We start from the raw sequence: 24,843 nt of genomic DNA, 5'->3' as shown, positions 1-24,843 counted from the left end.
TTGTCGCCGTGACGTCACGGGGCCCACACGCAGCGCGACCGGTTGCTACCGTGTCGGGCACCGCTGTCCCCTGGGGAGGGTCGTCATGTGGCCGGACGAGACCGCGTTGGACGCGGCGGCACGCCGGCTCGACGAGTGGGAGTCGTCGCTGGCCGCCCGGGCGGTGCGCGCCCGGGACCTGTCCGCCCGTACACAGGCGCTGACCGGCACCGCCCGCAGCGCCGACGGGCTGGTCGAGGTCACCGTCGACGCGTCCGGGCTGCTCACCGGCCTGCGACTCGACGAACGCGTCCGGCAGCACTCCGCCGCACACACCGCCCGGCAGATCCTGGCGGTCACCCGGGACGCCCACACCGACCTGCTGCGACAGCTCACCGATGCCACCACGAAGACGCTCGGCGCGGACGACCCGGCCGCGCGAGCGGTCGTCGAGTCCCACCAGCGGCGGCTCGGCCCCGACCCGGACGCGCCGGATGCCGCCGCCCGGTGACGGCCTCCAGGTCGACCCGGACGACCTGACCGCGCACGCCGCCCACCTGGGCCGCTGCGCCGACAGCATCGACACCGCACGGCAGGCCGGACAGCACGTCCGGCTCGGCGCCGACGCGTACGGGCAACTCTGCGCGGTCATGCCGATCCTCCTCGACGGTCTTCAGCGGACGCTCACCGACGGCATCGGCACCGCTGCCACCTCGGTCCGGGACACCGCCGGGAAGCTGCGGTCCAGCGCCGAGCGTTACCGCTCCTCCGACGCGCACGCCGCGGACCTGCTCGACCGGGTACGGCAGCGTCGGTGACCACGAACCCGCTCGTCGCCGCCGCGGCGGACACCGCGCCGAGCGCCTGGGCGGGCGTGTGGATCTGCGAGGACATCGAACTCATCGCCCAGGGCGTACGCACCGGTAGCTGGATCGACGGCAGCCTCGGCGTCGTCAGCGCCGGCCTCGACGCGCTCGCCCTCGTGTCCGACCCGGCAGGGGTGCTTCTCCAGTACGGCATCGCCTGGCTCATCGAGCACGTCAAGCCGCTCAGCGAGGCCCTCGACTGGCTCGCCGGCGACCCCGCCGAGATCACCGCGCACGCGCAGACCTGGCGCAACGTCGCCGCGTCCCTGCGCGAGGACGCCGCCGAACTGGCCCACGCCGTCCGCGCCGAGGTCGCCGGGTGGACGGGCGCCGCCGCCACCGGCTACCGCCGCTGGGCGGCCGAGCAGCAGCAGGCCGTCACCGGGCTGGCGCAGGGCGCCGAGGCGATGGCCGCGATCACCGAGGGCGCCGCCGGCCTGGTCGCGGCCGTGCGGCTGCTGGTCCGCGACGCCATCGCCGCCTGCGTGTCCCGCCTGATCGTGTACGCGGCCGAACTGGTCGCCACGGCGGGATTGGCGACGCCGCTGGTGGTGGAGCAGGTGACAACGACCGTGGCGTCGTGGGCGGCGCGGATCGGGCGGTTGTTGCGGGGGTTGCTGGCGAGTCTGCGGCGGCTGATGCCGGAGGTGCGCCGGCTCGGCGACCTGATCGAGAAGCTGAGGGAGGCGCTGCGCCGACTGACACACCGTTCACCGGAGCCGCCGCCCGGCCCGTCGAAACCCAGCGGGGATACGGACCCTTCCCGTATCCCGAAAGTGGATGAGGAACAGCGGGTTCGTGATCTGGGCATGGATCCTGCGACCGGCAGGTTCCGGCCGGCCGAGGCCGAGACGGCCGGCCGGATCGAGCAGCAGGTCGGGGTACGGCTGCGGCGGGCGCCGCCGGACTCCTCGGCGGACTGGGTGGACGGCGCGGGACGCACCTATGATGCGGTGGGCAACTTCCCCGGCCAGTATTTCGACCGGCAGTGGCCACAACTTCAGTACCAGATCGAACGGCACCTGGAAAAGGCCGATCTCGTCCCGGTCGACGTCTCCAGGTTCTCGGCGCAGCAGACAGCCATGGTCGAACAGTTCATAGCCGATCGCGGGCTCGGCCCGCGCGTCTTCATCGTGAGGAAGTGATGGCCGGTCTCATCGTCCTCCGGCCCGGGATCGACTGGACAGCGACCGGGGGCCTGTTTGACTGGACGCTGGATTTTCTCGTGTCCCGGCTGTCGGACAGACGCGCCGCCGAGCACCTTCAGGAGATCATCGACAACAACCTCGGCTCGTTCTGGCTCGAGGACCTGTCACCGGAGGCCCAGCGAGAAGTCGTCAGCCACTGGCGTGCCGCTCTGGTCGCGGAGGGCGAACGGGACCTGCCGGAGACGGACCAGAAACCCGACGTGGTGGCACACCTTCGAGAACTCGTCGCCGCGACCTACAGGTTACCGGTGGAGTAGCGGTGGCCCTGGGTCTGCGCGACGTGGTCGAGATCAAGGAGGCCCTGCCCGAGGAGAACGGTCGCACGCTTAGCAGCGGCGTACTCACCGCGGACAGCTCATCGAGATCCGCTCCTCAGACCTTCAGGGGTGATCCGGTGTTCACGAAACCGATGGCCGGTCACCACCGGTCAGGCCCGAGGAGCAGTTGGTGGCTTCATTCGACGAGTGGCTCGACGCGTACGAGGTCGTCTACCGCACCCTGCCGGCCGAGTCCGACCACCAGTGCCCGAACTGCGGTCAACGGACCCTGCGGATGGTGTTCACCGCACCGCCCGGCGCCGGGTACGGCTACGTCTCGTTCTGGTGCGACACCTGCCTGGAGGGCATCCACGTCTCGCGGGCTCCGGTTCCCGCCGGGGTGACGGCCCTGTCCACTGCCGCACCGATCGAGGAACGCACCAGGGGCATTCCCAACTGCCGCCTGGTGACGTAGCTGGCGCTGGTCAGCCTGAACCCACGCCCTGGCCGGCGATCCCGTACTGCAGCCGGACAACGACGGGCTCGGTCACCACGTCCACTCCGCCGAGAGCGTCGCGCACGTCGGCGGCGAACGCCGCCCGCTGCCGCGAGGACGGCATCTGTTCGGCGGACATGGCGGAGTAGACGCCGCCGACCATGTCGTCGACGGTGAGCGGCGCCTCGTACCGCACCGACGTCTCCTCGTACCGATATCCGGCACGCACGAGCGCCTCGCGGTTGCGCCGGCGCCCGTCCTCGTCGGTCTGGCATCTTCCGGTGACGGGGTGGCCGAGCATCCGTTCCAGGCATCCGCGCAGCGCGAGCGACCATTCGGTGTCCTGCGTCCACAGGGGTTCGCCGTTGGTGACGACGGCGATGCCACCGCCGGGGCGGAACAACGGCCGGGCCGCCTCGAACAGGGTGTCCCGGTCCATGAAGTGAATGGCGACGGCAACGGTCAGCGCGCCGACCTTCCCCCTGCCGAGCAGCCGGGACAACGCGGGCACATCGCTGTCGCTGCCGAGCACCCATGTGGCGTTGGCAGTCCCCCGGTCCACGGCGGCACGCCGGGCGATCGCCAGCATGTCCGGTTCCGGATCCACGCCGATGACCGCGCCCACCCGGTCGGCGAGCGGAATGCTCAACTGGCCGGTACCGCAGCCGAGGTCGACCACCGTGTCGTCGCCGCCGAGACGGAAGGCTGCCGCCAGCGCGTCGACCACGGCGGGCGGATAGCCGCGCCGATGCCGTGCGTAGTAGGTCGCCACCTCACCGCCGAAGCCCGTCGCCATGCCGGCAGCCTGCCCGCCGAGGCCGTCTCGAAGCCAGCCTTTCTGCTCAGGGCACGCCCCGAACGCCGCGCTCGTCCCCCGTGCGAGCTACCCGCAAGTGTCCACCGCACGGTGACGATTTCCGGCTGGCGAATCCATAGCGTTCCAGGTGAACCGCGGCGTTCGGGCCGCGGAAATCCCGAAGGAATCGTCATGCGTGTGGTGAAGCAGTTCCTGGCCGTCGTCGCGGTCAGTCTCGTCGGGAGCCGGGCGGTCGTCGCGGCACAGGACAACGCCTGGCTCAGCCTGATCCTCGGCGTCGCGACAGCAGTGGCCGCGATCGGAGTGTACGGGTGGGTGGTGCGCCGCACCGAAGGTCGCGAGGTCATCGAGCTGGCCCGGCACGGCGCTGCGGCCCGGCTCAACCGCGGGGTGCTGATCGGGTTCGCCATGTTCGCGGCAGTCATCGTCAACATCGCCCTCATGGGCGGCTACCACGTGCACGGCATCGGGTCGGTGTCCGGCGCGGTCGGCATCTTCGGGCTCATGGCCGCCGCGGCGGTGACGGAGGAGCTGATGTTCCGCGGCCTGCTCTTCCGCCTGGTCGAGGAGTGGCTCGGTACGTGGCTCTCGCTGCTGCTCACCGGCGTACTGTTCGGCCTGATGCACCTGCTGAACCCGGACGCCAGCCTGTGGGGTGCGACAGCCATCGCGATCGAGGCCGGGTTCATGCTGGCGGCCTGCTACGCCGCGACCCGCAACCTGTGGGTGCCGATCGGTCTGCACTTCGGCTGGAACTTCGCCGCCGGCGGCATCTTCGGCGTGGTCGTGTCCGGCAACGGCGAGTCGGTGGGGCTGCTGGACGCCAGCACGTCGGGTTCGACGCTGCTCAGCGGCGGCGACTTCGGGCCGGAGGGCAGCCTCTACACGGTGGCGGCCGGGGCGGCGCTGACAGTGGTCTTCCTGTGGCTGGCGCACCGCCGCGGCCACATCGTGACGCGGCGCCGCCGCGCGGCCGAGGTCCCGGCGGAGAGCGTTACGGTCTCCTGATGATCACACGACGGATGCTCCCGGACTCGTGGCGGCGCTGGCCCGTCACGGTCCGGGATCTCCCGCTCGCGCTGGTGATCGCCCTCGCGTCCGTGACACCACCGCTGCGCGGCATCGGCACGCAGCTCGGCGACCTGCCCGCCCGGCCGTTCGACGCGCTGACCCTGGTAGTGATCGCGCTGGAATGTCTTCCGCTGGCGCTCCGCCGCAGCCGGCCGACGCTGTCCCTCGCCCTGGTCTCCCTCGGCTTCGCGATCGACCAGGTACGCGCGTACCACACCTTCGCGGGCGCCGCGCTCGCCGTCGCGCTGGTGAGCGCGGGCGCTCACCTGGACCGAGGCCGCCGTGCCACGGTGCTGGTCGGCTCCCTCGCGTACGTCGGACTAGCCGTCGCCCTCGACCGGCAGGGGTCGACCGAGGGGGTGACCGGCTTCGCCACGTTCTACCTGCTGCTGGCGCTCGCCTGGGGCACCGGGTCATGGCTGCGGCAGAACCGCGCCGCCGAGGCCGAGCGACGCCGGCACGTCGCCGAGACCGCCCGCGCCGCCGAACGTGCCCGCATCGCCGGTGAGCTGCACGACGTCGTGACCCACCACGTGACGGCGATGGTGGTGCAGGCCGAGGCGGCCCGCTACCTGACCGCCGCCCCCGACCGACTCGACACCGCCCTGACCGCCGTCACCGACACCGGCCGCCGCGCCATCGGAGACCTGCGGGTGCTGCTCGACGTGCTCAACCCCGACCACGGTACGGAGGCACGCGCCCCGTCCGTCGGCGAGCTGCACGCCCTGGTGGAGCAGACCCGGCAGGCCGGGCAGCCGGTGGAGTTCACGCAGGAGGGCAGCCCGGCGGAGGTGACCGGCGGCGCGGAGGTGGCCGCGTACCGGGTGGTGCAGGAGGCGCTGACGAACGCTCTCAAGTACGCCCACGGCCGTCCCACCGCTGTCCACGTACACCATGGAGACCGGGAGATCACGGTGGAGATCAGCACGGACGGCCCCGGCGCGCGCGCCGCCGGTCCGGGCGGAAGCGGACGCGGCCTCGCCGGGTTGCGCGAGCGCGTGACGGTGCTCGGCGGCGAGTTCGACGCGCAACGGCGGGCGGACGAGAGCTTCGTCGTCCGGGCGCGCATCCCCACCGGGAGCGCGTCGTGACCGCGCCGATCCGGGTGCTCGTCTGCGACGACCAGGCGCTGATCCGTACCGGATTCGCCACCATCATCGACGCGCAGCCGGACATGGAGGCGGTGGGTGAGTGCGGCGACGGCCGCGCCGCGGTCGACCTCGCCGGCCGCCTGCGGCCCGACGTGGTGGTGATGGACGTACGCATGCCGGTGCTCGACGGCATCAAGGCCACCCGCCTGCTGGCCGGCGCGGACGTCGCCCAGCCGGTCAAGGTGCTGATGGTGACGACGTTCAACCTCGACGAGTACGTCTACGAGGCGCTGCGCGCCGGCGCGAGCGGATTCCTGCTCAAGGACGCTCCACCTGCGCAACTGCTGCACGGCATCCGCACCGTCGCCTCCGGCGCCGCGCTGCTGGCGCCCGAGGTGACGCGGCAGCTCGTCGGCAGGTACGCCGCGCGCATCCGCCCGGCCGAGGGAGCACCTGCGGACGTGGGGCTGACGCCCCGTGAGCTGGAGGTGCTGCGGCTGATCGCCGACGGTCTGTCGAACAGCGAGATCGCGGCGCGGCTGGTGATCAGCCAGGAGACGGTCAAGACGTACGTGTCGCGGATTCTCACGAAGCTGGACTTGCGGGACCGGGTGCAGGCGGTGGTGTACGCGTACCGCACCGGGCTGGTCACCTGATTCGCGGGTCGCAGACGCGGTCAGCCCAGCTCAGTTGCCGATCACGGCCATGCCGAGCAGAGCCGCTGGTCTAGCCGCCAGGAACCGACACCCCGTCGTCGTCGAGAGGTGAGCCGTCCAGGGCGCTATCGGTCTCCGCGACGGTCAGACGCACGATCACGTCGCCGTCGGAGGTCGGAAAGCGGGTGAAACGCAACAGGACGAACCCCGAACGGTTGCTGCCCCGCACGCCGTTGCCGAGGGGCATCGTATGCACACCCTCGACGAGCCATTGATAGAGCGGCTGCGCGTCCGCGTCACGCCAGCCCTTCAAGCCGGCGTGGTGAACCGCCAGGGTCAGCTTCTCGGCCAGGTACTCGGGGTCACAGACGCTGGTGATCATCAGATCAAGTTCCGCGAACCGGTGAGCCGGCCCGAAGTGCCACAATGCCCGCACCTCGCGGACCCCCGGGGTCAGCGGCCGTCCGACGAACAACCAGTCGTACGCGTCCAGGAAGGGTGCGTGGCGCTTGAGCCAGATCTCCCTTTCCTGCTGCGGCACGATCCAGGGCAGAGGGATCTCGTTGAACTCGTCGGTCCACACCACTTCGGGAATCTCCCAGGCGTCGAGCCAGGTTCTGACGCGCTCCCGGTTGGCCAGGAACGCGGCTCGCAGTTCATCGTGCTGGCGGCGTTCGGTCATCGGATCACTCTCCGTAGTCCCAATCGAGGCCCCAGATGCGGACATTGCCCTGGTGGTCGCCGGTGACGACGGTGCCGAACGCGGCGTCGGCGCGTATCGCGTTGACCCGGACGTGGTGACCGTGCAGTGAGCGGATCCGGCGTCCGGCGCGCAGGTCCCAGACGTCGACGGTCTGCTCTCCCGGGTCTCCGGCCACCGCGAACCTCCCGTCGGGCGACACCACCACCTCCTCGACCCCGGAGAGGCGTCCATCCGGGTCGTCGAGGGCTCTCCCGTCGAACACCAGCTCTCCGCTCGCGGCGTCCCAGACGACGAAGCCCGTCTGCCCGGCGATGACGGCGAGCCGACGGGAGTCCGTGAAGGCCAACGCCGCCGACGAGCTGTGCTTGACCCGGTCGAGGTGGTACGACGGGCGCCTGTCACCCGGTCGCCACGCGGTCAGGCGGGTCATCTCGGCCAGCAGCAGCATCCCGGAGGCGAACCGGATCTCCGTGTGCGGGTCGACGTCCGCAAAGGTCTTCACGGGCTTTCCGGTGTCCATCGACCGGACCTCCACGGCGGCCGCGTCGGGGGTTCGCAGCTGCACGGCGATCGAGCGGGACGCCTCGTCGGCGGTGACGCCGACGATCGTGCCGGGTCCGGTGCGGACCGTCGCGACGCAGGCAGCCGCCTCAAGCGACCACACCGTCGCCAATCCATGGCCGAAGCCGACCGCCAACAGGTCGCCCGTGATGTCGAGCGTGGTGTTCCCGTCGTCGCGAGGCAGGGCGCCGGCCACCTTGAACCGCGGCTGGAACGTCCTGGTGTCATGGCAGGCGACCGATCCGTCCGAGTAGCCGATGATCACGTCCCGGCCGCCCCTGGCGAAGGACAGGCTGGTGGCGGGGTTCCGCCGCTCGATGACCCCGCCTGCCTTCTCCAGTGTCTCCAGGTCGAAGATCTCGACCTCGTCGATGTTGGCCGGGAAGGCGAACAAGCGGCCGGAGGCGCCGATGTCGAAGGTGCCATGGGCGAGCATGACGTCGGACAGCTCCTGCTCCAGCCAGATGCCGGTCAGTCCGGTGCGCCGCAGGTTCCGGCCCAGGGCCCCGGAGGCCCGGCGTAGCCGCGGGTGACGTTCGTGGCCGGGAACGGCACGCGCCTCGCGGATCGCGTCTGCCGCGCGCCGATCCTCTCCGGCCGCGATCATCGCCTCGACGCGTTCCATGACCTGGTCGAACGCCCGCTCGTCGCGCGCGAGGGCACCGACCGGCCGGGGCGGCGCGTACGACCAGGGTGCGAGGTGTCCGCGGAGCGGCATGGGGAGTCGGGAGAGCGAGGTCTGGCCACTGTAGCCGTGCGATTCGGCGATGACGGCGTAGCCGCAGTCCCCGCTGAACGCCGTCGCGTCGCGACGTGAACCCCGCGCCCAGTCCTTCGGGAAGGTGCGGACGCATCGGCGGATGGCGAGTTCGAGGACCTGAAGTTCGCCGGTCCCGGGGTCGAGCAGAGCCCAGCCGGCCCGGCCGGAGACGCCGAGCATGCGGTATCCGGTCAGCCAGGGGATCTCCCACCGTCGCGGTTCGTCCCAGACCCGCATGTCCACCATGGTCAGGGACTGGTAGCCGATCCTCAGGACGGTCGACCCGTCCGGCGCCAGGGCGATTTTCTGGCCGCCGCCGTCCATCTCGTCGGCGGGTATGTGCAGGCCCCGCATCCTGGTGTCCCGCAGGGGCCACCACTGCTCCACCCGGTGGTCGACGGCGGAGCCGGGACGGCCCAGTGAGGCGGAGACGCACACCTCGGCGTCCGGGCCGAGGATCACCCGGGTGACAGTGCCGTCGTGGGGCCGGATGCGGGCGACCGGCTCCCACGCATCGGTGCGGAAGACGAGGACGCGGCCGTCGGCCGTGCCCACAGCCGCGAAGCCACCCTCGGGGCTGAGCGCCACGGCTGTTCCTCCGTCCAGCCGGCCTTCGAGGTGGGCCGTGCCGTCGGCGAGTAGCCACCGCTCGACGCGGGAATCCTGGTAGCAGACGAGGACCCGCGCTCCGGCGTGGTCGATCGCGACGTCGACGGGAGCCGGGCCGGAGGCGGCGAGTTCCGCGACCACCCGGCCCGCGAAGGCGTCCCAGACCCGCACCCGCCCTGACCTCTCGGCCACCACCACGTGTGTCGCGTCGTGATCGCAGGCCATCGCGACGACCTGGCCGGACAACTGCCCGAACACCTCGAGCGTGCCCCGCGGCTCCAGCCGGGCACAGCGCTCCCGCGCGGCCGCGATCTCCGGCGAACCCGGATGCTTGCGGTCCGCCTCCGCCAGGTGCCGGGCCGCGAGGACGCCGTCGCCGCGTTCCATGTGCACCATCGCGGCCAGGTAGTCCGCCTCCCAGGAGTCGCCCGTGGCGCGCAGTTCCGACAGGAGGGTCTCGTCGGTGACCAGGCCGTCGGCCCATCTGACGAGCCCGTGGTTGTAGACCGCGCGGACGTTGTGCGGGTCGATCGCCTTGGCCCGCTCGAACATCTCGATCGCCCGGCGTTGGTCGCCGAGGTCCCACAGGGACAGCGCCTTGTTCGACAAGCCGTCGGCCTTGAGAGACGGCGACACCCGGTCGGGGTGCGGGTAGGGACCAGATGCGCAGTCCGCGTAGACGCTCAGCAGGACGGCCTCCGCCTCGGCGGTGTCGCCGATCCTCGACCGGGGGTCGCGCACCAGGCAGCCGGACAGGAGATCGCGCAGCGGCCGCGGGAGATCGCCGCGTAGCGACGCCAGCGCATCCGCACCGTCGTGTCCCCACTTCCAGAGCCGGCGCCCGTGCAGCAGCTCGATCACCGTCAGCGCCCAGGACCACATGTCGCTGGTCCGGCCGATCCTTCCGTCCGGATCGACCTGCTCCGGGGAGCAGTACTGCGGTGTGAATCCGCCGAGTGTCGCGTACGAGGTCTCGACGCCACCCTCTGCGCTGTGCGACACGGACGCTTTCGCCTTGGCCGTTCCGAAGTCGGTCACCCGTGCGGTCTCACCGTCGTACATGACGTTGGAGGGCTTGATGTCCTGATGCACCAGACCTGCCGCGTGCGCGTGGCCGATGCCGCGCAGCATCTGGATCGCGACGTCCAGGGCCCGCGGGAGGTCGCGGCACCGCCCGTCCCGCACCGCCGCTGTCAGGTCGCCGCCCGCGACCCATTCGGCGAACACCACCGGGTACGCCCCGACGCGCTGCACGTAGTTGCAGCCCACCACGTTCGGATGTGGATCGAGGTCGGTCCAGGCCTGCGCCTCTTGAGCGAGCAGATCGAGGATCCCGGGCGCCGAGGCAAGGTCGGGGCGCGGCGTCTTCACCGCCAGGTCGACGCCCCAGGCGAGGTGATGCGCACGGTAGACGAACCCCGTGCCGCCCGTCTCGACGACCTCCTCGATGCGGAACGTGTCGAGGACGGTCTCCCCGGCCGCCACCGGATGACCTTCCCCGCGTCCACGCCGAGGCCCTAGTCGACGAGCGCCACGTAGATCGGGCTGCCCAGCAGCGTGCCGTTCGGGCCCGGCTTCTCGGCCAGCCGCTTGGCGATGAACTCGACCCGTTGCGCCGGCCCCGGGAGCGCGGCCCCGATCTGCGCCAACGACTCGTGGAAACGCTCGTCGTCGAACTCGCCCGGGTCGGCTCGCAGTTCCTGGAGCTTGCGGAACAGATACGGCGGGACCGATCCGACCGGTTCGGCGTCACCGCCACCGACCACGTGCGACGCCGAGCCGCCGAGCACGATGACCTGGTCGTCGAGCGTCCCAGCGAAGACCACGATGCCGACGGTCGGGAAGACCTGCCAGCGCATCTCCAGGCAGGCCTGGACGTAGGGGCGCTCCTCGTCCGCGGCGCCGATCTGGTCGGCGTCCTGCAGGTGCCGGATGACCTTCTCCAGCTTGTCGAGGTCGTGGCGCTCGGGTAGCACCGCCTTGCGGCTGTAGCGGACGACCTTGAGGTCCACGGCGAGCTCGGTCTCGTGCTGCGCGGAGGAGGCGACCTGCGCCGCCAGGAGTCCGATCTTGAGATGCGACAGGTAGAGGTAGTACTTGAGGCTCAAGATGCACTCCGGTTACGGGGAGACGTCCGAAGCCCACCCTACGTGGCGCACGCTCACGCCGCTCGCCCTCGATCGATGATGATCGGTGTCCGTGCGTGACATCGCGCGCGATCCCGCGCAACACGGCCCGTCCTCAACGGGTTGAACCGCCCTGGGTTCTGTGGAGACCTTGATGTGAGCTGTCCTTAATCCGACAGTCATTCGTAATCGCTTGGCTTCAGCGAGTCACAATATCCACACTGGCGTATGGCCCGCTCGGACGGTATGCCAGATGTAAGCCGAAGCCGCCACTCGTCACCCCGGCCGCAGGTACGCGCGTCCGACGGCTTCCCTCCGTCACTGCAGCCCTTGCTGGCGCGGATCGCCGACCGGCGCGCCGCCCGCAGCGAGGCGACCCTGCAGTCCGACATCCGCCAGCTGCTGCTGGCTGGCGATTTCGGGCTCTCTGGCTACCACCTCAACGACATCGATCTCGAGGCCCCGGCCGGCGGTGGCCGGCGCATCGACATCGAGGTCGGCTACACCATCATCGAGGTCAAGCGAGGGCTCCAGACCGGTCGCCCACTCCGGGATGCTGAGCGCCAGCTCGCTGGCTACGTGTGGTCGCGGTGCATGGAGAGTGGCCAGAGGTACGTCGGCATCCTCACCGACGGCGCCACATGGCGGGCATATCAGCTGACCGGCGACGAGCTGACTCTCGTCGACACCCATACGGTCGCTGCCACCCGCCCCGACGGTCTGGCCCTCTTCTACTGGCTGGAAGGTGTGTTGGCGACGAGCCAGCGGGTCCGCCCGGCTCCCGCCGAGGTGGCTCGCCGCCTCGGCGCGCAGAGCACCTCCCACAAGCTGGATCGTGCCGCGCTCGCCGCGCTCTACGCCGAGCATGAACGGCTGCCGACCGTGGAGTTGAAGCGGAAGCTGTGGGCGGAGCTGCTCGACAGCGCCCTGGGCACCCAGTTCGTTGACGACCCGGACCTGTTCGTCGAGCACACCCTGCTGATGAACAGCGCATACATCATCGCGCACCTGGTCGTCGGCATCGACGCCCTGGAGTTGCAGCCGCAGGACCTCATCACTGGGCAACGGTTCGACCAGGCCCGCATCCTGGGCGTGGTCGAGCACGATTTCTTCGGGTGGACCACGGAGGTGCCCGGCGGTCGCGAGTTCATCCATGGGCTCACCCGGCGACTGGCCCGGTTCGACTGGCTGCGGGCCGACCACGACATCCTCAAGGTGCTCTACGAGTCGATGATCGGCCCGGAGACGCGCAAGCGGATGGGCGAGTACTACACCCCCGACTGGCTCGCCGAGCACCTCATCGACACCGTCGTCACCGATCCGCTGCGGCAACGTGTGCTGGATCCCGCCTGCGGCTCCGGCACCTTTCTCTTCCACGCGGTCCGCCGGTATCTCGCCGCTGCCGAGACGGCGGACGTGCCGCTCGATGCCGCGCTGACGCAACTCACCCAGCACGTGGTTGGCGTCGACCTGCACCCGGTCGCCGTGGCGCTCGCGCGCGTGACCTACCTGCTCGCCATCGGCCACCAGCGGCTGACCGACCAGCGAGGCGCCATCACCATCCCGGTCTATCTCGGCGACAGCATGCAGTGGCGGGAGCGCCGTGACCTCTTCACGGAGGAGCACGTACGAATCAGTGCCGGCTACAACGCCAGCGCGGTCGAGGAGTGGCTCCGCTTCCCCAAAACCCTGCTCGACGAGCCGAGCCGCTTCGACCAGATCGTCTCCGGACTCGCCGGCATCGCGGCAAAACCGCGAGACCCGAACAACCCGCCGTCGCTGGCGGCGTTCTTCCACCACCTGCAGATCAGGGCTGACGACCAGCCGATGATTCGCGGCACCTTCGAGGCGATGTGCCGACTGCACGACGAGGGCCGCGACCACATCTGGAGCTACTACCTGCGCAACCTGGCCCGGCCCGTCTGGTTTGCGATGGACGACAACCGGGTGGACATTCTCATCGGCAACCCGCCGTGGCTCTCGTACCGTCACATGCCTACCGGTATGCAGGCAATGTTCAAGAAGCTCTGCAGTGAACGCGGGCTGTGGCGTGGTAGTCAGTTCGCGACGCAGCAGGACCTCTCCAGCCTTTTTGTCGTCAGAACCATCCAGCAGTATCTCCGCGATGGTGGCGCGTTCGCCTTCGTCCTGCCCAACGCCGTGCTCGACCGCGAGCACTTCGAGGCCTTCCGCAGCGGGCGGTACACGGACGAGACCGAGCCGACAGACGTTGCCTTCACCGGCTCCTGGGACCTGCGCCGCCTGCGTCCCCATCCCTTTCCCCGGGGCGCCAGTGTCGTCTTCGGCAATAAGGCGGCCACCGGCAGCCCTCGCCGCCTTCCCTCGGTCACCGAGCAATGGACGGGGCGCCTCGGCACCGATGCCAGGAGATGGAAACAGGCGGCGCCGTCCATCAACCGGGAACTTGTCCCCCTGGGTGGGGCGTACCTCGCCGAGTCACCGTACAAGGCACACGTGCACAACGGTGCGACCATCTTTCCCAAGATCCTCTTTTTCGTCGAGGTAGATTCCGGCGGGCGGCTCGGCCTCGGCGTCGGCCGCCACGCCGTTCGCTCGGCCCGCAGCAACATGGAGAATCCTCCGTGGAAGGATCTGCCCGCTCTCGAAGGCGTCGTGGAGAGCGAGTTCATCCGCCCCGTGCTGCTCGGCGAGACGCTGCTGCCGTACCGGATCCTGCCCGCGAAGAAGGCGGTGCTTCCGCTCGACGGTTCCACCCTGATGACCGGGTCCGGCTCTCGACTCGACTACTACTTCGGTCTGGCCGAATGGTGGCGGAAGGCGGAAGCCACCTGGGAGGCGCATCGCAGCAGCGCGCGACTAACTCTGGGTGAGCAACTCAACTTCCGACGCAAGCTGACCGCGCAGCTTCCCGCGCCGCCCCTTCGGTTGGCCTACTCCGCCTCCGGGATGCACGTCGCCGCCGCCATCGTCGACGACCCGGCCGCGGTCATCGAGCATGCTCTCTACTACTGCACGATCGACAGCCGGGCGGAAGGTCACTATCTCAGCGCGATCCTGAACAGCCCGGCTCTTACCACGCTCGCCCGTCCGCTGATGTCATACAGCAAGGACGAACGGCATATCGACAAACACGTGTGGAAACTACCCATCCCCCGGTACGACGACGCAGACCGGACGCACCGACGCCTCGCCGAGCTCGGCCAGGACCAGTGTCAGTTCGTGGCTGGACTCGACCTTGAGGAGGGGCGAAGCTTCGTGACCCTGCGTCGACGCATCCGAGTCGCACTCGCAGGCCATTCGGCCACTGCAGAGATCGAAGCCACGGTCATGGAGATGCTCAGCTGATGGATGCTTCTGATCGCCGTCGAGCTGCGGGTCGACGGGATGGCCACGCACACTCGGGTAGTCCGTTCCGGCGCGACGCCGTACTCCAACAACAGGAACGCGCGAGGGCATCCGCCGGCAGCTCAGCGTCGAAGTGGATCCGATACCGCACTCTCTACCCCTCTCCGAGGTCCGCAGGTAACGCGTCACAGTGCTTGCCTCGGCAGCCCGCCGGGGAGTTGGCTGTCGGTATGGCCCGCATCGCGTACCACGACGTCGACGCCGAGGCGTTCGCCGCGACCCGGCACCTCACCGACGACGCTCTCACGGCCTGGCGTGCCGCCGTCGCCCGGCACCTCGCCCCGCGCGCGGGGATGCGCTTGCTCGACCTGGGCGCCGGCACTGGCGCCTGGGCACGCGCGTTCACCGACTGGTTCCCCGACGTCGAGGTGGTCGCCGTCGAGCCGTCGGCGGCGATGCGCGCCCGCTGCGCGTTCGCGCCGCTCGTGGCCGGCGACGCAGGGCACATCCCGCTGGCCGACGGGAGCCTCGACGGCGCATGGCTGTCCACGGTCATCCACCACGTACCCGATCTGGCCGCCGCGGCGCGCGAGCTGCGCCGGGTGCTGCGGCCGGGCGCCCCGGTGCTGATCCGGTCCGCGTTCGCCGGACGGCACGAGGCGATCACGCTGTTCGACTACTTCCCCGAGGCGGTCCGCGTGCTGGACACGTATCCCGGTGTCGCCGACGTCGCGTCCGCCTTCGCCGACGCCGGTTTCGGCGCCGCGACGGTCGAGCAGGTCCCGCAGGTCACCGCCTCCTCGCTGTGGGAGGCGGCGGCTGGCTTGCGACGGGAGGCGCACACGCCGCTTCAGCTCATCACCGATGCGGAGTACGCCGCCGGCGTCCAGCGGCTACGCGAGGCAGCACAGGCGGACACCGGGCCGGTGATCGACGCGCTGGACCTGCTGGTGCTGCGCTGATCCCGGTGTCAGGCCCACCCGAGGTTAGGGTGGGGCGATGGATCCTCGTCGGTGGACGGTTGTTGGAGCCCCGTCGAGCGCGGGCGCGCACACCCCGGGTGTCGAGCGCGCCCCGGCCGCCCTGCGCGCCGCCGGCCTGCTCGGCCTGCTGGGCGCCGACGTCGAGGACTCCGGTGACGTGCCGGGCTTCCGGTGGCGGCCCGATCCGGCGTACCCGAGGGGGCAGAACGCGGGCGCGGTGGCCGCCGTCGCGTCGGCGGTGGCCGACCGGGTCGCGGGCGCGCTGAGCCGGGACCGCGTGCCGCTGGTGCTCGGCGGCGACTGCACAGTGACTGTCGGCCTGGTCGCCGGGTGCGCGCGGGCCGGGATGTCGCCCGCGCTGGTGTACGTGGACGGCGGCCCGGATCTCTACACGCCGGTGACCCGCGCGAACGGCAATCTGGACGCGATGGGACTGGCGCACATGCTGGGCCTGCCGGGGACACTGCACGAGGTGGCGGGTGTCGGGCCGGTGACGCCGCTGCTGTCCCCGGAGCGGGTGGTGGTGTACGGGGACTCGCTGCCCCCTGGTGACCACGAGCGGGATCTGGTGGCGGAGCTGGGGCTGGCGTACGTGCCGGCCGATGAGGTGCACGCCGACGCGCGGGCGGCGGCGCGGCGGGCTCGGTCGGTGGCCGAGGGTGCGGGCGACGGGTTCGTGGTGCACTTCGACGTGGACGTGCTGAGTTTCGTGGACGCGCCGCTGGCGGACGTGCCGGAGCCGTTCGGGCTGAGCCTGGACGAGGCGGCGGCCACGCTGGCCGAGCTGGTGGCGAGCCCGCGGTTCGCCGGGCTGTCGGTCACCGAGATCAACCCGCACCATCTGCCGGACGACGAGGTGCTCCCCCGGTTCGTCCGCGCGCTGGCCGGGGCGCTGACGGCCGGTTAGGCGCCGGCGAGGTGCAGCGGCAGCACCTTCGCCGCGCTCACCGCCAGGTCGCGGTCGAGCACCTCGTCGCGGGGCACGAAGACCATTGCCTGTCCCTCGCCGAGGATCACATCCTCCTGCCGCGCCTGCGTGGTGCCGCGGAAGACGTACACGGTGACCGTGTGCGCAAAGCCGTTCTCGTGCGGGCGCGGACCGCTCCACAGCAGGTGCAGCTCCCCGGCGGTCAGCCCGGTCTCCTCCAGTAGCTCGCGGCGGGCGGCCTGCTCCGGTGTCTCGCCGGGTTCGATGCTGCCGCCGGGCAGGCTCCACTGGTACGGGGAGACCGGTGCGTTGCCGTCGCGGTGCTGCATGAGGATCGCGCCGGTCGGGTCGACGAGCAGGACGAGAGCGACGTCGTAGTTGGCCACGGCCCGAGCATGCCATGGGGCGCGGCCACGCATCTCCTCACTTTTGCTCGGATACGACGAAAGTCCTATCAGTAACGACGGAAGCTATAGACATATCGACATGTCTTTTGTAGCGTCGGCCCAGCCCCACCACCTGCCTGGCCTCGGAAGGGGTACGACGATGTGCTACGGACATGACGGGCACGCCGCGCTGGAGCAGTCGCTGGACCGGCGTGGACTGCTGCGCGGCTCCCTCGCCGCGCTCGCCGGCGTCGGCCTGGCCACCGGGCTGGGCGCGACTGCCGCGCAGGCCGGCGGCGGGCACCACCACGGCCGGCGTCCGGTGCCGAAGGAGATGATCAGCCTCCAGCTCTGGACGGTCCGTGACGCGCTCAACGGCTCCCCCGGCTACGACGCGACGCTGGCGCACCTGGCCCGCATCGGCTATCCACGGGTGGAGCTGGCGCTCGGCTACTTCGGGCGTACCGCGCGGGAGCTGCGCCGGTTCCTGGACCGCATCGGCATCAAGGCCAGCTCCAGCCACGACGGCATCGCCGCCGACGCCGCCGGGTTGGAGCAGAAGATCGCGAACGCCCGTACGCTGGGCCAGCGGTTCATGGTGGTGCCGTACCTGAACTCCGACCGCGAGGACGACTGGAAGCGCTGGGCGGAGCAGATGAACGTGGACGCCGCCGCGGCGCGCAAGGCGGGCCTGCGGTACGGCTACCACAACCACGCGCACGAGTTCACCATCGACTTCGGCAACGGCCGGCGGCCGTGGGACGTGCTGACCGAGGAACTCGACCCGCGCCTGGTGCACCTGGAGATCGACATCTACTGGGCGGTGACCGGCGGCATCAACTCCGGCGAGGGCGTCGCCGACCCGGAGGGCTTCACGCTCGACGTGATCCGCTCGGCTCCGCAGCGGGTCCTGCAGTACCACGTCAAGGACCGCGACCCGGCCACCGGCGACATGGCCGACCTGGGCACCGGGATGATCGACTTCGCCCGGATCTTCCGCGGGCACCAGGTGCTGGAGTACATCGTGGAGAACGACACGCCGGACGTGACGCCGCAGCAGACCGCCGAGGTCGGCTACCGCTACCTGCGCCGGCTGCGGTTCTGACGCGCCTGCGTGACCGCCGGGGCCGGCTCACCGCCGGGCCCGGCGGGCGCACGGACCGCCGTCGGACGTGACACGCTCGGCATCTGTCACGACCGAGGGGGTACGCGATGACCGACGAGCCGGACGACGTCCACTACGACCACCTCTACCGGGACACCGAGCGTCCGCCGTGGGAGATCGGCGGTCCGCAGCCGGCGCTCGCCGCGGTCCTCGACACCGGGGTACGCGGGCCGCGCGTGCTCGACGTCGGCTGCGGCACCGGGGAGTTGGCGCTCGCGCTGGCCCGCCGCGGCCTCGACGTGACGGGTGTCGACATCTCGCCGGTGGCGATCGGTCAGGCGCGGGCCCGGGCCGCCGAGGCGGGACTTCCGGTGCGCTTCGAGGTGTGCGACGCCACGGCGATCCCGGTGCCGCCGGCGCCGTACGACTCGGTGTTCGACTCCGGTCTGCTGCACTCGCTGGACCGGCGGGGCGCTGCCGTCCGCGACTATCTGGCGCTGCTGCCGCGCCTGACCGCGCCCGGCGGGGCGGTGTTCGTGCTGGCGGTGTCGCCGGAGGCGGGCCAGGGCTGGGGCCTGGACGCCGACGCCCTGCGCGCGGCGTTCCCGGAGCCGCTGTGGTCACACGTCACGGTGGAGCGGATCGACGTGCTGGCCCGCGTCGAGGGCGGGGACCTGCGGCTGGCCGGCAACCTGCTGCGCGCCACCCGCTCCCCCGCCGGCCCGTAGCGCGCCCGGTGGAACGCCCCGGGCCCGGATGACACACGTGGCGCTCTACCCGCCGTGACGCGGCGAGCGGCGTCAGCGACGCCAGTGCTGACGTGGGGCGTAGCCCTCGCGGCGCAGCCAGTGTTCGGTGTAGACGATCCGGTCGGCCTCGATCACGACGAGCGGGTCCTCGGGCGGCTCGGCCAGTGACCGGCCGCGCTCCGCGTGCTCGTTCTCCCAGCGGAACGCCGCCCAGTGGTGGGCCCGGTCGGGGTGCTCCGGGCCGAGCACCCGGGCGGTGCCGAACACCTGCGCGCCGCGGCTGCTGGCCAGCCCGACGAGCGGCGCGAAGACGCCGACCGACACGCGCGGGTCGGCGGCGATGTTGCGCATCTTCGGCGAGCGCGGGGCGGCGGTGAACATCAGCGTGAAGTCCAGCGGGTAGTAGCGCACCGACGTGGCCAGCGGGCCGTCCGGCCCGGCGGTCGCGAGCACGCACATGTTCTGCGACGACAGCAGGTTGAGGATGCGTTCCTCCAGGCGGTCCCGGTCCAGCTTCCTCGTCGGCGCCGGCCCGGTCAGCCAGGGATTCGTCAACGGCACGTGGCGTCCTCGATCATGGCGGCACCCTACCGGCCGGGCTCAGGAGCGGGCCGGCGCGGTGCTGGCCCGCAGCACCACCTCTGCGGGCAGGCGGGTGATCCGCCGGCGGCGGCCCGGGTTCTCGGTGAGCGCCAGCTCCATCGCCTTCTCGCCGAGCTGCCGCAGCGGCAGCGCCACGGTGGTCAGCGGCGGGGTGAGGTCGCGGACGATCGGGATGTCGTCGAAGCCGGCCACCGAGACGTCGCCGGGCACCGACAGCCCGTGGTCGCGCAGCGCCGCGTACGCGCCGACGGCCATCACGTCGGTGAGCGCGAACACGCAGGTGGCGTCGAGCCCACGGCCGAGCAGCTCGGTCATCGCCTGGTAGCCGCCGTCGCGGGTGAACTCCGCCTCGGCCACTGCGGCCGGGGCCAGCGTCACGCCGGCGGCGGCCAGCTCGTCGCGGAACCCGCCGAACCGGTCGGCGACGGTGGTCAGCTCGGACGGGCCGGAGAGCACCGCGAAGCGGCGGTGGCCGAGGCCGAGCAGCGCGCGGGCCAGCTCGGCGGCCCCGGCCCGGTTCTCCGGCAGGACGCTGTCGACCTTCAGGGTGCGGTGCCGGCTGACCACGGCGACCCGGCCGCCGCCGTCGAGGTAGGGCGTCAGCTCGGCGGCCAGGGCGCGGTCCCAACGCGGATCCTCGAAGCCGGAGCCGATGAGCAGGATGGCCGGGGCGCGTTCGGCGCGCAGCATCGACACGTACGCGATCTCGCGTTCCGGGTCACGGAACGTGCTGGCGAGCATGACCAGCAGGTCGTTGTCGGCGGCGACCCGCATGACGCCACCGGCGACGGCGGCGAAGTAGGGGTCGGTGACGTCGTGGCAGATCACCCCGACGCTGCGGTGCGACGCGCCGGCCAGCGCGCGGGCGTGGGCGTTCGGGGTGTACGCGAGCCGCGCGGCGGCGGCCAGCACGCGGTCGTGCAGGTGCGGGGTGACCCGTCGCCCGTTGAGCGCCCGGGAGGCGGTGGCCAGGGACACGTCGGCCGCTCTGGCCACGTCTTCCAGCGTCACGTGCGGCATCGATGAGTCTCCCTGCGGAACGTCTTGACCCGGTGTTCCGGCGTGGCTACGGTAACACCCTGAAAGCGCTTACTGAAAGCGCATTCACCGCTGGGAGGGGCACAGTGGAGCGCACATCCGTCGGGATCATCCTCAACGGCGTCACCGGGCGGATGGGCTACCGTCAGCATCTCGTTCGGTCCCTGCTCGCCATCCGCGAACAGGGCGGCGTGCCCGCGCGGGACGGCAGCCGCATCTGGCCCGAGTTGACACTCGTGGGCCGCGACGAGAACCGCCTGGCCGCGATCGCGCAACGGCACGGGCTGTCGGCGTACACATGCGACCTGGACGCGGCGCTCGCCGACGACGCCAACCAGATCTACTTCGACGCCCAGGTGACCGCCGCGCGGGAGAAGGCGATCCGGGCCGCGATCGAGGCCGGCAAACACGTCTACACCGAGAAGCCGCTCGCCGAGGACTTCCTCGCCTCGCTGGAACTGGCCCGGCTCGCCGCCGCCAAGGGGGTACGCAACGGCGTCGTGCAGGACAAACTGTTCCTGCCCGGCCTGCGCAAGCTCAAGCGGCTGGTCGACGGCGGCTTCTTCGGCCGGATCCTGTCTGTGCGCGGCGAGTTCGGCTACTGGGTGTTCGAGGGCGACTGGCAGCACGCGCAGCGTCCGAGCTGGAACTACCGCGCCGAGGACGGCGGCGGCATCACGCTCGACATGTTCCCGCACTGGCACTACGTGCTGGAACAGATCATCGCCCCGGTCACCGCCGTCACCGCTGTCACCGCCACGCACATCCCCGAGCGCGTCGACGAGAACGGCGCCCGCTACCGTGCCACCGCCGACGACGCCGCGTACGGCATCTTCGAACTGGCCGGCGGCGTCGTCGCGCAGATCAACTCCTCCTGGGCGGTCCGCGTACACCGGGACGAACTCGTCGAGTTCCAGGTCGACGGCACGCACGGCAGCGCGGTCGCCGGGCTGCGCGACTGCCGCATCCAGCACCGGGGCGCCACCCCGATGCCGGTGTGGAACCCCGACCTGCCGGTCACCGAGCCGTTCCGCGACCAGTGGCAGATCGTGCCGGACAACGGCGAGCACGACAACGCGTTCAAGGTGCAGTGGGAGGCGTTCCTGCGCCACGTCGTCGACGACGAGCCGTTCCCGTGGGACTTCCTCGCAGGGGCCCGGGGCGTGCAGCTGGCCGAGGCCGGGCTGCGCTCGGCCCGCGAGGGGCGGCGGGTGACGATCGAGGAGATCCCCCGGTGAGCACGCGGATCACGCTGCCGGCGCCGGGCGGCGGCACCAAGAAGCTGACACTTCGGGAACCGCCCGCCTGGCAGCGGCCGGCCGCACCGCCGGCCAGCCGGATCGCGTACGCGGCCGCGCACGTCGTCGCCGACCCGTACGCCGACAACTCCCCCGGCCGCCCGGCGGGCCTGGACTGGGACGCGACGCTCGCAGTGCGGCGCGACCTGTGGTCGTGGGGGCTCGGCGTGGCGGAGGCGATGGACACCGCGCAGCGCGGGATGGGGCTGGACTGGGCGGCCACCCGCGAGCTGATCCGGCGCAGCGCCGCCGAGGCCGCCTCCTGCGGCGGACGCATCGTCGCCGGGGTGGGCACCGACCAGCTCACCGGCGTGCCGGGCACGCTCGACGAGGTCGTCGCCGCGTACGCCGAGCAGCTCGCGGTCGTGCAGGAGTACGGCGCCACGCCGGTGCTGATGGCCAGCCGGCACCTCGCCGCGCTCGCCACCGGCCCGGAGGACTACCTGCGCGTCTACGACAAGGTGCTGCGGGAGGCCGGCGCGCCGGTGGTGCTGCACTGGCTCGGCGACATGTTCGACCCGGCGCTGTCCGGCTACTGGGGTTCGACCGACCTGGACGAGGCCACCGCGACGTTCGCCGCGCTGGTGCACGCCCACGCCGACCTGGTCGACGGCGTGAAGGTGTCGCTGCTCGACGCCGGCCGGGAGGTGCGGCTGCGGGAACTGCTGCCGCCGACGGTGAAGGTCTACACCGGCGACGACTACCACTACCCGGAGCTGATCGAGGGCGACGGGAAGCGGTTCAGCCACGCGCTGCTCGGCGCGTTCGCGGCGATCGCCCCGGCCGCGTCGGCCGCGCTGAGCCGGCTCGACGCGGACGACAGGGCCGGGTTCCGGGCGATCCTCGACCCGACGGTGCCGCTGTCCCGGCACCTGTTCGGCCCGCCGACGCCCTACTACAAGACCGGCATCGCGTTCCTGTCCTGGCTCAACGGGCGGCAGCCCGGCTTCACCATGGTCGGCGGCCTGCACGGCGGGCGCGGCGTCCCGCACCTGGTCGAGGCGTTCCGGCTGGCCGACGCCGCCGGGCTGCTGCTCGACCCCGGCCTGGCGGCACGGCGGATGCGCGCGTACCTGGACGTCGCGGGCGTGCCCGGATGACCGTCGACCCACGGCTGGCGCGGCTGTCGCTCAACCAGCGCACCACGCAGCGCTGGTCGGTGGCGCAGGCGGTCGACGGCTGTGTGCGCGCCGGCATCCCGGCGATCGGGCTGTGGCGCGAGCCGGTGGCCGAGATCGGCGTACCGGCCGCGGCGCGGCTCGTCACCGACGCCGGGCTGCGGGTGTCGTCGCTGTGCCGGGGCGGGTTCCTCACCGCCGCCGACGACGCCGGACGGGCCGCGGCCCTCGCGGACAACCGCCGTGCGATCGACGAGGCCGCCGCGCTGAGCGCCGCCTGCCTGGTGCTCGTCGTCGGCGGCCTGCCGCCCGGCTCCCGCGACCTGCGCGGCGCGCGGCAGCGGGTCGCCGACGCGCTGGCCGAGCTGGCGCCGTACGCGGGCGAGCGCGGGGTACGCCTCGCGCTGGAGCCGCTGCACCCGATGTACTGCGCCGACCGGGCGGTGCTGTCCACGCTCGGGCAGGCGCTCGACCTGGCCGAGGCGTTCCCGGCCGAGCAGGTCGGCGTCGTGGTGGACACGTTCCACGTCTGGTGGGATCCGGACGTGTGGCGGCAGATCGTCCGCGCCGGGACGCGGATCGCGAGTTTCCAGATCTGCGACTTCCTCACCCCGCTCCCGGCCGACGTGCTGCTGGGGCGCGGCATGATGGGCGACGGGCACATCGACTTCCCGCCGCTGCGCCGCGCGGTGCAGGCCGCCGGATACACCGGCGACGTCGAGGTGGAGATCTTCAACGCCGAGGTGTGGGCCACCGACCCGGACCGGGTCCTCGCCACCATGATCGCCCGGTATGTGGATCTGGTGCTCACCGACTGACCGGGCGTGACGAGTCCGGCCTGTCGGATAAATCAGGTGGCCGGTCCCCCGACCCGGGGGCAGGATCGGGATCATGGCATCCCCGCACCTCACCACTCCGATCACTCCCGACCTGCTGCGCGGCGCGCTCGACCTGGAACAGACCGCCGACGGGGTGCTGCCGCACCGGCTGCCCGCGTGGGCCCGGGCGCAGAACATCGACCCGCAGCTGATGACGGCGGAGGCGATGCCCTCGGGCGTACGGCTGGTGTTCCGCACCCGCGCCACCACAGTCGAGCTTGACGTGCTGCCCATGAAGATGGTCTACCGGGGCACCGGGCCACGTCCGGACGGCCGCTACGACCTGGTTGTCGACGGTCGCCTCGCCGGGCAGGCCACCGCCGGTGGCGGCAAGGTGCTCACCATCGACCTGGCCACCGGCACGTCCGGCATCGAGCCGGGGCCGGTCGGCACGGTGCGCTTCACCGACCTGCCCGCCACCGACAAGGAGGTGGTGATCTGGCTGCCGCAGCGGGAGATCACCGAGCTGGTGGCGCTGCGCACGGACGCGCCGGTCGAGCCGGCCGACACGGGTGGCCGCCGGGTGTGGCTGCACCACGGCAGCTCGATCAGCCACGGCTCGGACGCGGAGAGCCCCACCGGCACCTGGCCGGCGGTGGCCGCCACGCTGGCCGGCGTGGAGCTGGTCAACCTCGGGTTCAGCGGCAGCGCGCTGCTCGACCCGTTCACCGCCCGGGCGATGCGCGACACCCCGGCCGACCTGATCAGCGTCAAGATCGGCATCAACGTGGTGAACAGCGACCTGATGCGGCTGCGCGCGTTCGGCCCGGCCGTGCACGGCTTCCTGGACACCATCCGGGAGGGGCATCCGCGGACCCCGCTGCTTGTCGTGTCGTCAATTCTGTGCCCGATCCAGGAGGACACGCCCGGCCCGGGCGCCGTCGAGTTCGTCGACGGCAGGGTGCGGTTCCGGGCCACCGGCGACCCGGCCGACGTGGCGTCCGGCCGGCTCACGCTGCGCGTCATCCGCGCCGAGCTGGCCCGGATCGTGGCGTCCCGGGCCGACGCCGACCCGAACCTGCACTACCTCGACGGGCTGGAGCTGTACGGCGAGGCCGACTACGCCGAGCTGCCGCTGCCCGACGAGCTGCACCCCGACCCGGCCACCGACCGGCGCATCGGCGAACGGTTCGCCGCACTGGCGTTCGGACCGAAGGGACCGTTCGCCGCAGCGGAGTGACGGACACCCACACACGGCGCGGTGTGACCCAGGTCACGCCGCGCCGTGAT

At 71.6% G+C, this 24,843-nt stretch carries 24 protein-coding genes; 17 read left to right on the top strand and 7 right to left on the bottom strand.

Annotated elements, in window-relative coordinates; translation table 11 throughout:
• Positions 1 to 85 precede the first annotated feature (85 nt).
• The 5 genes from FHU28_RS18910 to FHU28_RS18890 all read left to right on the top strand — a co-directional run bounded on the left by FHU28_RS18910 (position 86) and on the right by FHU28_RS18890 (position 2,785).
• A complete protein-coding gene (locus tag FHU28_RS18910; protein ID WP_184685876.1) occupies positions 86 to 490 on the top strand; it encodes a YbaB/EbfC family nucleoid-associated protein in 405 nt (134 codons plus the stop codon).
• Positions 474 to 797 carry a type VII secretion target gene (locus tag FHU28_RS18905; RefSeq protein ID WP_184685875.1) on the top strand — a complete coding sequence of 108 codons (324 nt, stop codon included), beginning with the start codon at positions 474 to 476 and terminating at the stop codon, positions 795 to 797. Before FHU28_RS18910 ends, FHU28_RS18905 begins: the two co-directional genes overlap by 17 nt.
• Positions 794 to 1,990: a WXG100 family type VII secretion target gene (locus FHU28_RS33095; RefSeq protein WP_184685874.1), complete on the top strand. Its 1,197-nt coding sequence runs from the start codon at positions 794 to 796 to the stop codon at positions 1,988 to 1,990. Before FHU28_RS18905 ends, FHU28_RS33095 begins: the two co-directional genes overlap by 4 nt.
• Positions 1,990 to 2,310: a hypothetical protein gene (locus tag FHU28_RS18895; RefSeq protein ID WP_184689702.1), complete on the top strand. Its 321-nt coding sequence runs from the start codon at positions 1,990 to 1,992 to the stop codon at positions 2,308 to 2,310. Before FHU28_RS33095 ends, FHU28_RS18895 begins: the two co-directional genes overlap by 1 nt.
• Positions 2,311 to 2,500: 190 nt before the next feature.
• The gene (locus tag FHU28_RS18890; protein WP_184685873.1) at positions 2,501 to 2,785 is read left to right on the top strand and encodes a hypothetical protein; all 285 of its coding nucleotides are present in this window, start codon (positions 2,501 to 2,503) and stop codon (positions 2,783 to 2,785) included.
• A gap of 10 nt (positions 2,786 to 2,795) precedes the next feature.
• On the opposite strand, the gene FHU28_RS18885 is transcribed toward FHU28_RS18890, so the two are convergent.
• Positions 2,796 to 3,602, bottom strand: coding sequence for a class I SAM-dependent methyltransferase (locus FHU28_RS18885; protein WP_184685872.1), 807 nt, complete (start codon positions 3,600 to 3,602; stop codon positions 2,796 to 2,798).
• Between the two features lie 192 nt (positions 3,603 to 3,794).
• Between FHU28_RS18885 and FHU28_RS18880 the strand changes: the two genes are divergently transcribed.
• From FHU28_RS18880 to FHU28_RS18870, 3 genes are read left to right on the top strand one after another with little or no spacing between them, the layout of a single operon-like run.
• On the top strand, positions 3,795 to 4,631 hold the full coding sequence (locus FHU28_RS18880) for a CPBP family intramembrane glutamic endopeptidase (RefSeq protein ID WP_184685871.1): 837 nt from the start codon (positions 3,795 to 3,797) through the stop codon (positions 4,629 to 4,631).
• Positions 4,631 to 5,785: a sensor histidine kinase gene (locus FHU28_RS18875; protein WP_184685870.1), complete on the top strand. Its 1,155-nt coding sequence runs from the start codon at positions 4,631 to 4,633 to the stop codon at positions 5,783 to 5,785. The genes FHU28_RS18880 and FHU28_RS18875 overlap by 1 nt, the downstream gene beginning before the upstream one ends.
• Positions 5,782 to 6,441, top strand: coding sequence for a response regulator (locus FHU28_RS18870; protein ID WP_184685869.1), 660 nt, complete (start codon positions 5,782 to 5,784; stop codon positions 6,439 to 6,441). Before FHU28_RS18875 ends, FHU28_RS18870 begins: the two co-directional genes overlap by 4 nt.
• Before the next feature lie 70 nt (positions 6,442 to 6,511).
• On the opposite strand, the gene FHU28_RS18865 is transcribed toward FHU28_RS18870, so the two are convergent.
• Genes FHU28_RS18865 through FHU28_RS18855 form a run of 3 tightly spaced genes read right to left on the bottom strand, consistent with a single transcriptional unit; the run spans position 6,512 to position 11,182 of the window.
• Positions 6,512 to 7,123 carry a hypothetical protein gene (locus FHU28_RS18865; protein WP_184685868.1) on the bottom strand — a complete coding sequence of 204 codons (612 nt, stop codon included), beginning with the start codon at positions 7,121 to 7,123 and terminating at the stop codon, positions 6,512 to 6,514.
• A gap of 4 nt (positions 7,124 to 7,127) precedes the next feature.
• Positions 7,128 to 10,559 (bottom strand): WD40 repeat domain-containing serine/threonine protein kinase, encoded by a 3,432-nt coding sequence (locus FHU28_RS18860; RefSeq protein WP_184685867.1) that lies wholly within the window; start codon positions 10,557 to 10,559, stop codon positions 7,128 to 7,130.
• Between the two features lie 32 nt (positions 10,560 to 10,591).
• Positions 10,592 to 11,182, bottom strand: coding sequence for a DUF7019 family protein (locus tag FHU28_RS18855; RefSeq protein ID WP_184685866.1), 591 nt, complete (start codon positions 11,180 to 11,182; stop codon positions 10,592 to 10,594).
• 348 nt (positions 11,183 to 11,530) lie between these two features.
• Between FHU28_RS18855 and FHU28_RS18850 the strand changes: the two genes are divergently transcribed.
• The 3 genes from FHU28_RS18850 (at position 11,531) to FHU28_RS18840 (ending at position 16,417) form a co-directional block, all read left to right on the top strand.
• Entirely contained in the window at positions 11,531 to 14,527 is a 2,997-nt protein-coding gene (locus FHU28_RS18850) for an N-6 DNA methylase (protein ID WP_221453239.1), read from the top strand.
• A 230-nt stretch (positions 14,528 to 14,757) separates the two neighbouring features.
• Complete coding sequence (locus tag FHU28_RS18845) at positions 14,758 to 15,489, top strand: class I SAM-dependent methyltransferase (protein WP_184685865.1); 732 nt, start codon at positions 14,758 to 14,760, stop codon at positions 15,487 to 15,489.
• A gap of 37 nt (positions 15,490 to 15,526) precedes the next feature.
• On the top strand, positions 15,527 to 16,417 hold the full coding sequence (locus FHU28_RS18840) for an arginase family protein (RefSeq protein WP_184685864.1): 891 nt from the start codon (positions 15,527 to 15,529) through the stop codon (positions 16,415 to 16,417).
• Here the strand turns inward: FHU28_RS18840 and FHU28_RS18835 are convergent.
• Positions 16,414 to 16,824 carry an NUDIX hydrolase gene (locus tag FHU28_RS18835; protein WP_184685863.1) on the bottom strand — a complete coding sequence of 137 codons (411 nt, stop codon included), beginning with the start codon at positions 16,822 to 16,824 and terminating at the stop codon, positions 16,414 to 16,416. The genes FHU28_RS18840 and FHU28_RS18835 overlap by 4 nt on opposite strands.
• A gap of 160 nt (positions 16,825 to 16,984) precedes the next feature.
• Between FHU28_RS18835 and FHU28_RS18830 the strand changes: the two genes are divergently transcribed.
• Together FHU28_RS18830 and FHU28_RS18825 are read left to right on the top strand one after the other, a co-directional pair.
• Entirely contained in the window at positions 16,985 to 17,929 is a 945-nt protein-coding gene (locus tag FHU28_RS18830) for a sugar phosphate isomerase/epimerase family protein (protein ID WP_184685862.1), read from the top strand.
• 107 nt (positions 17,930 to 18,036) lie between these two features.
• Positions 18,037 to 18,657 carry a class I SAM-dependent methyltransferase gene (locus tag FHU28_RS18825; RefSeq protein ID WP_184685861.1) on the top strand — a complete coding sequence of 207 codons (621 nt, stop codon included), beginning with the start codon at positions 18,037 to 18,039 and terminating at the stop codon, positions 18,655 to 18,657.
• Between the two features lie 72 nt (positions 18,658 to 18,729).
• Here the strand turns inward: FHU28_RS18825 and FHU28_RS18820 are convergent, their stop codons facing one another.
• Both FHU28_RS18820 and FHU28_RS18815 read right to left on the bottom strand, forming a co-directional pair.
• A complete protein-coding gene (locus FHU28_RS18820) occupies positions 18,730 to 19,239 on the bottom strand; it encodes a pyridoxamine 5'-phosphate oxidase family protein (protein WP_184685860.1) in 510 nt (169 codons plus the stop codon).
• 39 nt (positions 19,240 to 19,278) lie between these two features.
• Complete coding sequence (locus FHU28_RS18815) at positions 19,279 to 20,301, bottom strand: LacI family DNA-binding transcriptional regulator (RefSeq protein ID WP_184685859.1); 1,023 nt, start codon at positions 20,299 to 20,301, stop codon at positions 19,279 to 19,281.
• Positions 20,302 to 20,405: 104 nt separating this feature from the next.
• On the opposite strand from FHU28_RS18815, the gene FHU28_RS18810 reads away from it, so the two are divergent.
• The 4 genes from FHU28_RS18810 (at position 20,406) to FHU28_RS18795 (ending at position 24,793) form a co-directional block, all read left to right on the top strand.
• The gene (locus tag FHU28_RS18810) at positions 20,406 to 21,557 is read left to right on the top strand and encodes a Gfo/Idh/MocA family protein (RefSeq protein WP_184685858.1); all 1,152 of its coding nucleotides are present in this window, start codon (positions 20,406 to 20,408) and stop codon (positions 21,555 to 21,557) included.
• Positions 21,554 to 22,717: a dihydrodipicolinate synthase family protein gene (locus FHU28_RS18805; RefSeq protein WP_184685857.1), complete on the top strand. Its 1,164-nt coding sequence runs from the start codon at positions 21,554 to 21,556 to the stop codon at positions 22,715 to 22,717. The genes FHU28_RS18810 and FHU28_RS18805 overlap by 4 nt, the downstream gene beginning before the upstream one ends.
• Positions 22,714 to 23,553, top strand: a complete 840-nt coding sequence (locus tag FHU28_RS18800) for a sugar phosphate isomerase/epimerase family protein (protein WP_184685856.1) — start codon at positions 22,714 to 22,716, stop codon at positions 23,551 to 23,553. Before FHU28_RS18805 ends, FHU28_RS18800 begins: the two co-directional genes overlap by 4 nt.
• 73 nt (positions 23,554 to 23,626) lie before the next feature.
• Positions 23,627 to 24,793 carry an SGNH/GDSL hydrolase family protein gene (locus FHU28_RS18795; protein ID WP_184685855.1) on the top strand — a complete coding sequence of 389 codons (1,167 nt, stop codon included), beginning with the start codon at positions 23,627 to 23,629 and terminating at the stop codon, positions 24,791 to 24,793.
• The last annotated feature ends 50 nt before the right edge of the window (positions 24,794 to 24,843 follow it).

This window comes from Micromonospora echinospora, assembly GCF_014203425.1.
Classification (GTDB): domain Bacteria; phylum Actinomycetota; class Actinomycetes; order Mycobacteriales; family Micromonosporaceae; genus Micromonospora; species Micromonospora echinospora_A.
This window is presented reverse-complemented; position numbering and strand designations above follow the sequence as displayed.

What these genes read in the sequence shown, in the direction of transcription:
- FHU28_RS18880 (WP_184685871.1), top strand. Translation starts at nt 3,795, where the DNA reads ATGCGTGTGGTGAAGCAGTTCCTGGCCGTCGTCGCGGTCAGTCTCGTC.
- FHU28_RS18830 (WP_184685862.1), top strand. Translation starts at nt 16,985, where the DNA reads ATGTGCTACGGACATGACGGGCACGCCGCGCTGGAGCAGTCGCTGGAC.
- FHU28_RS18815 (WP_184685859.1), bottom strand. Translation starts at nt 20,301, where the DNA reads ATGCCGCACGTGACGCTGGAAGACGTGGCCAGAGCGGCCGACGTGTCC.
- FHU28_RS18895 (WP_184689702.1), top strand. Translation starts at nt 1,990, where the DNA reads ATGGCCGGTCTCATCGTCCTCCGGCCCGGGATCGACTGGACAGCGACC.
- FHU28_RS18875 (WP_184685870.1), top strand. Translation starts at nt 4,631, where the DNA reads ATGATCACACGACGGATGCTCCCGGACTCGTGGCGGCGCTGGCCCGTC.
- FHU28_RS18910 (WP_184685876.1), top strand. Translation starts at nt 86, where the DNA reads ATGTGGCCGGACGAGACCGCGTTGGACGCGGCGGCACGCCGGCTCGAC.
- FHU28_RS18845 (WP_184685865.1), top strand. Translation starts at nt 14,758, where the DNA reads ATGGCCCGCATCGCGTACCACGACGTCGACGCCGAGGCGTTCGCCGCG.
- FHU28_RS18825 (WP_184685861.1), top strand. Translation starts at nt 18,037, where the DNA reads ATGACCGACGAGCCGGACGACGTCCACTACGACCACCTCTACCGGGAC.
- FHU28_RS18840 (WP_184685864.1), top strand. Translation starts at nt 15,527, where the DNA reads ATGGATCCTCGTCGGTGGACGGTTGTTGGAGCCCCGTCGAGCGCGGGC.
- FHU28_RS18905 (WP_184685875.1), top strand. Translation starts at nt 474, where the DNA reads ATGCCGCCGCCCGGTGACGGCCTCCAGGTCGACCCGGACGACCTGACC.
- FHU28_RS18865 (WP_184685868.1), bottom strand. Translation starts at nt 7,123, where the DNA reads ATGACCGAACGCCGCCAGCACGATGAACTGCGAGCCGCGTTCCTGGCC.
- FHU28_RS18795 (WP_184685855.1), top strand. Translation starts at nt 23,627, where the DNA reads ATGGCATCCCCGCACCTCACCACTCCGATCACTCCCGACCTGCTGCGC.
- FHU28_RS18800 (WP_184685856.1), top strand. Translation starts at nt 22,714, where the DNA reads ATGACCGTCGACCCACGGCTGGCGCGGCTGTCGCTCAACCAGCGCACC.
- FHU28_RS18885 (WP_184685872.1), bottom strand. Translation starts at nt 3,602, where the DNA reads ATGGCGACGGGCTTCGGCGGTGAGGTGGCGACCTACTACGCACGGCAT.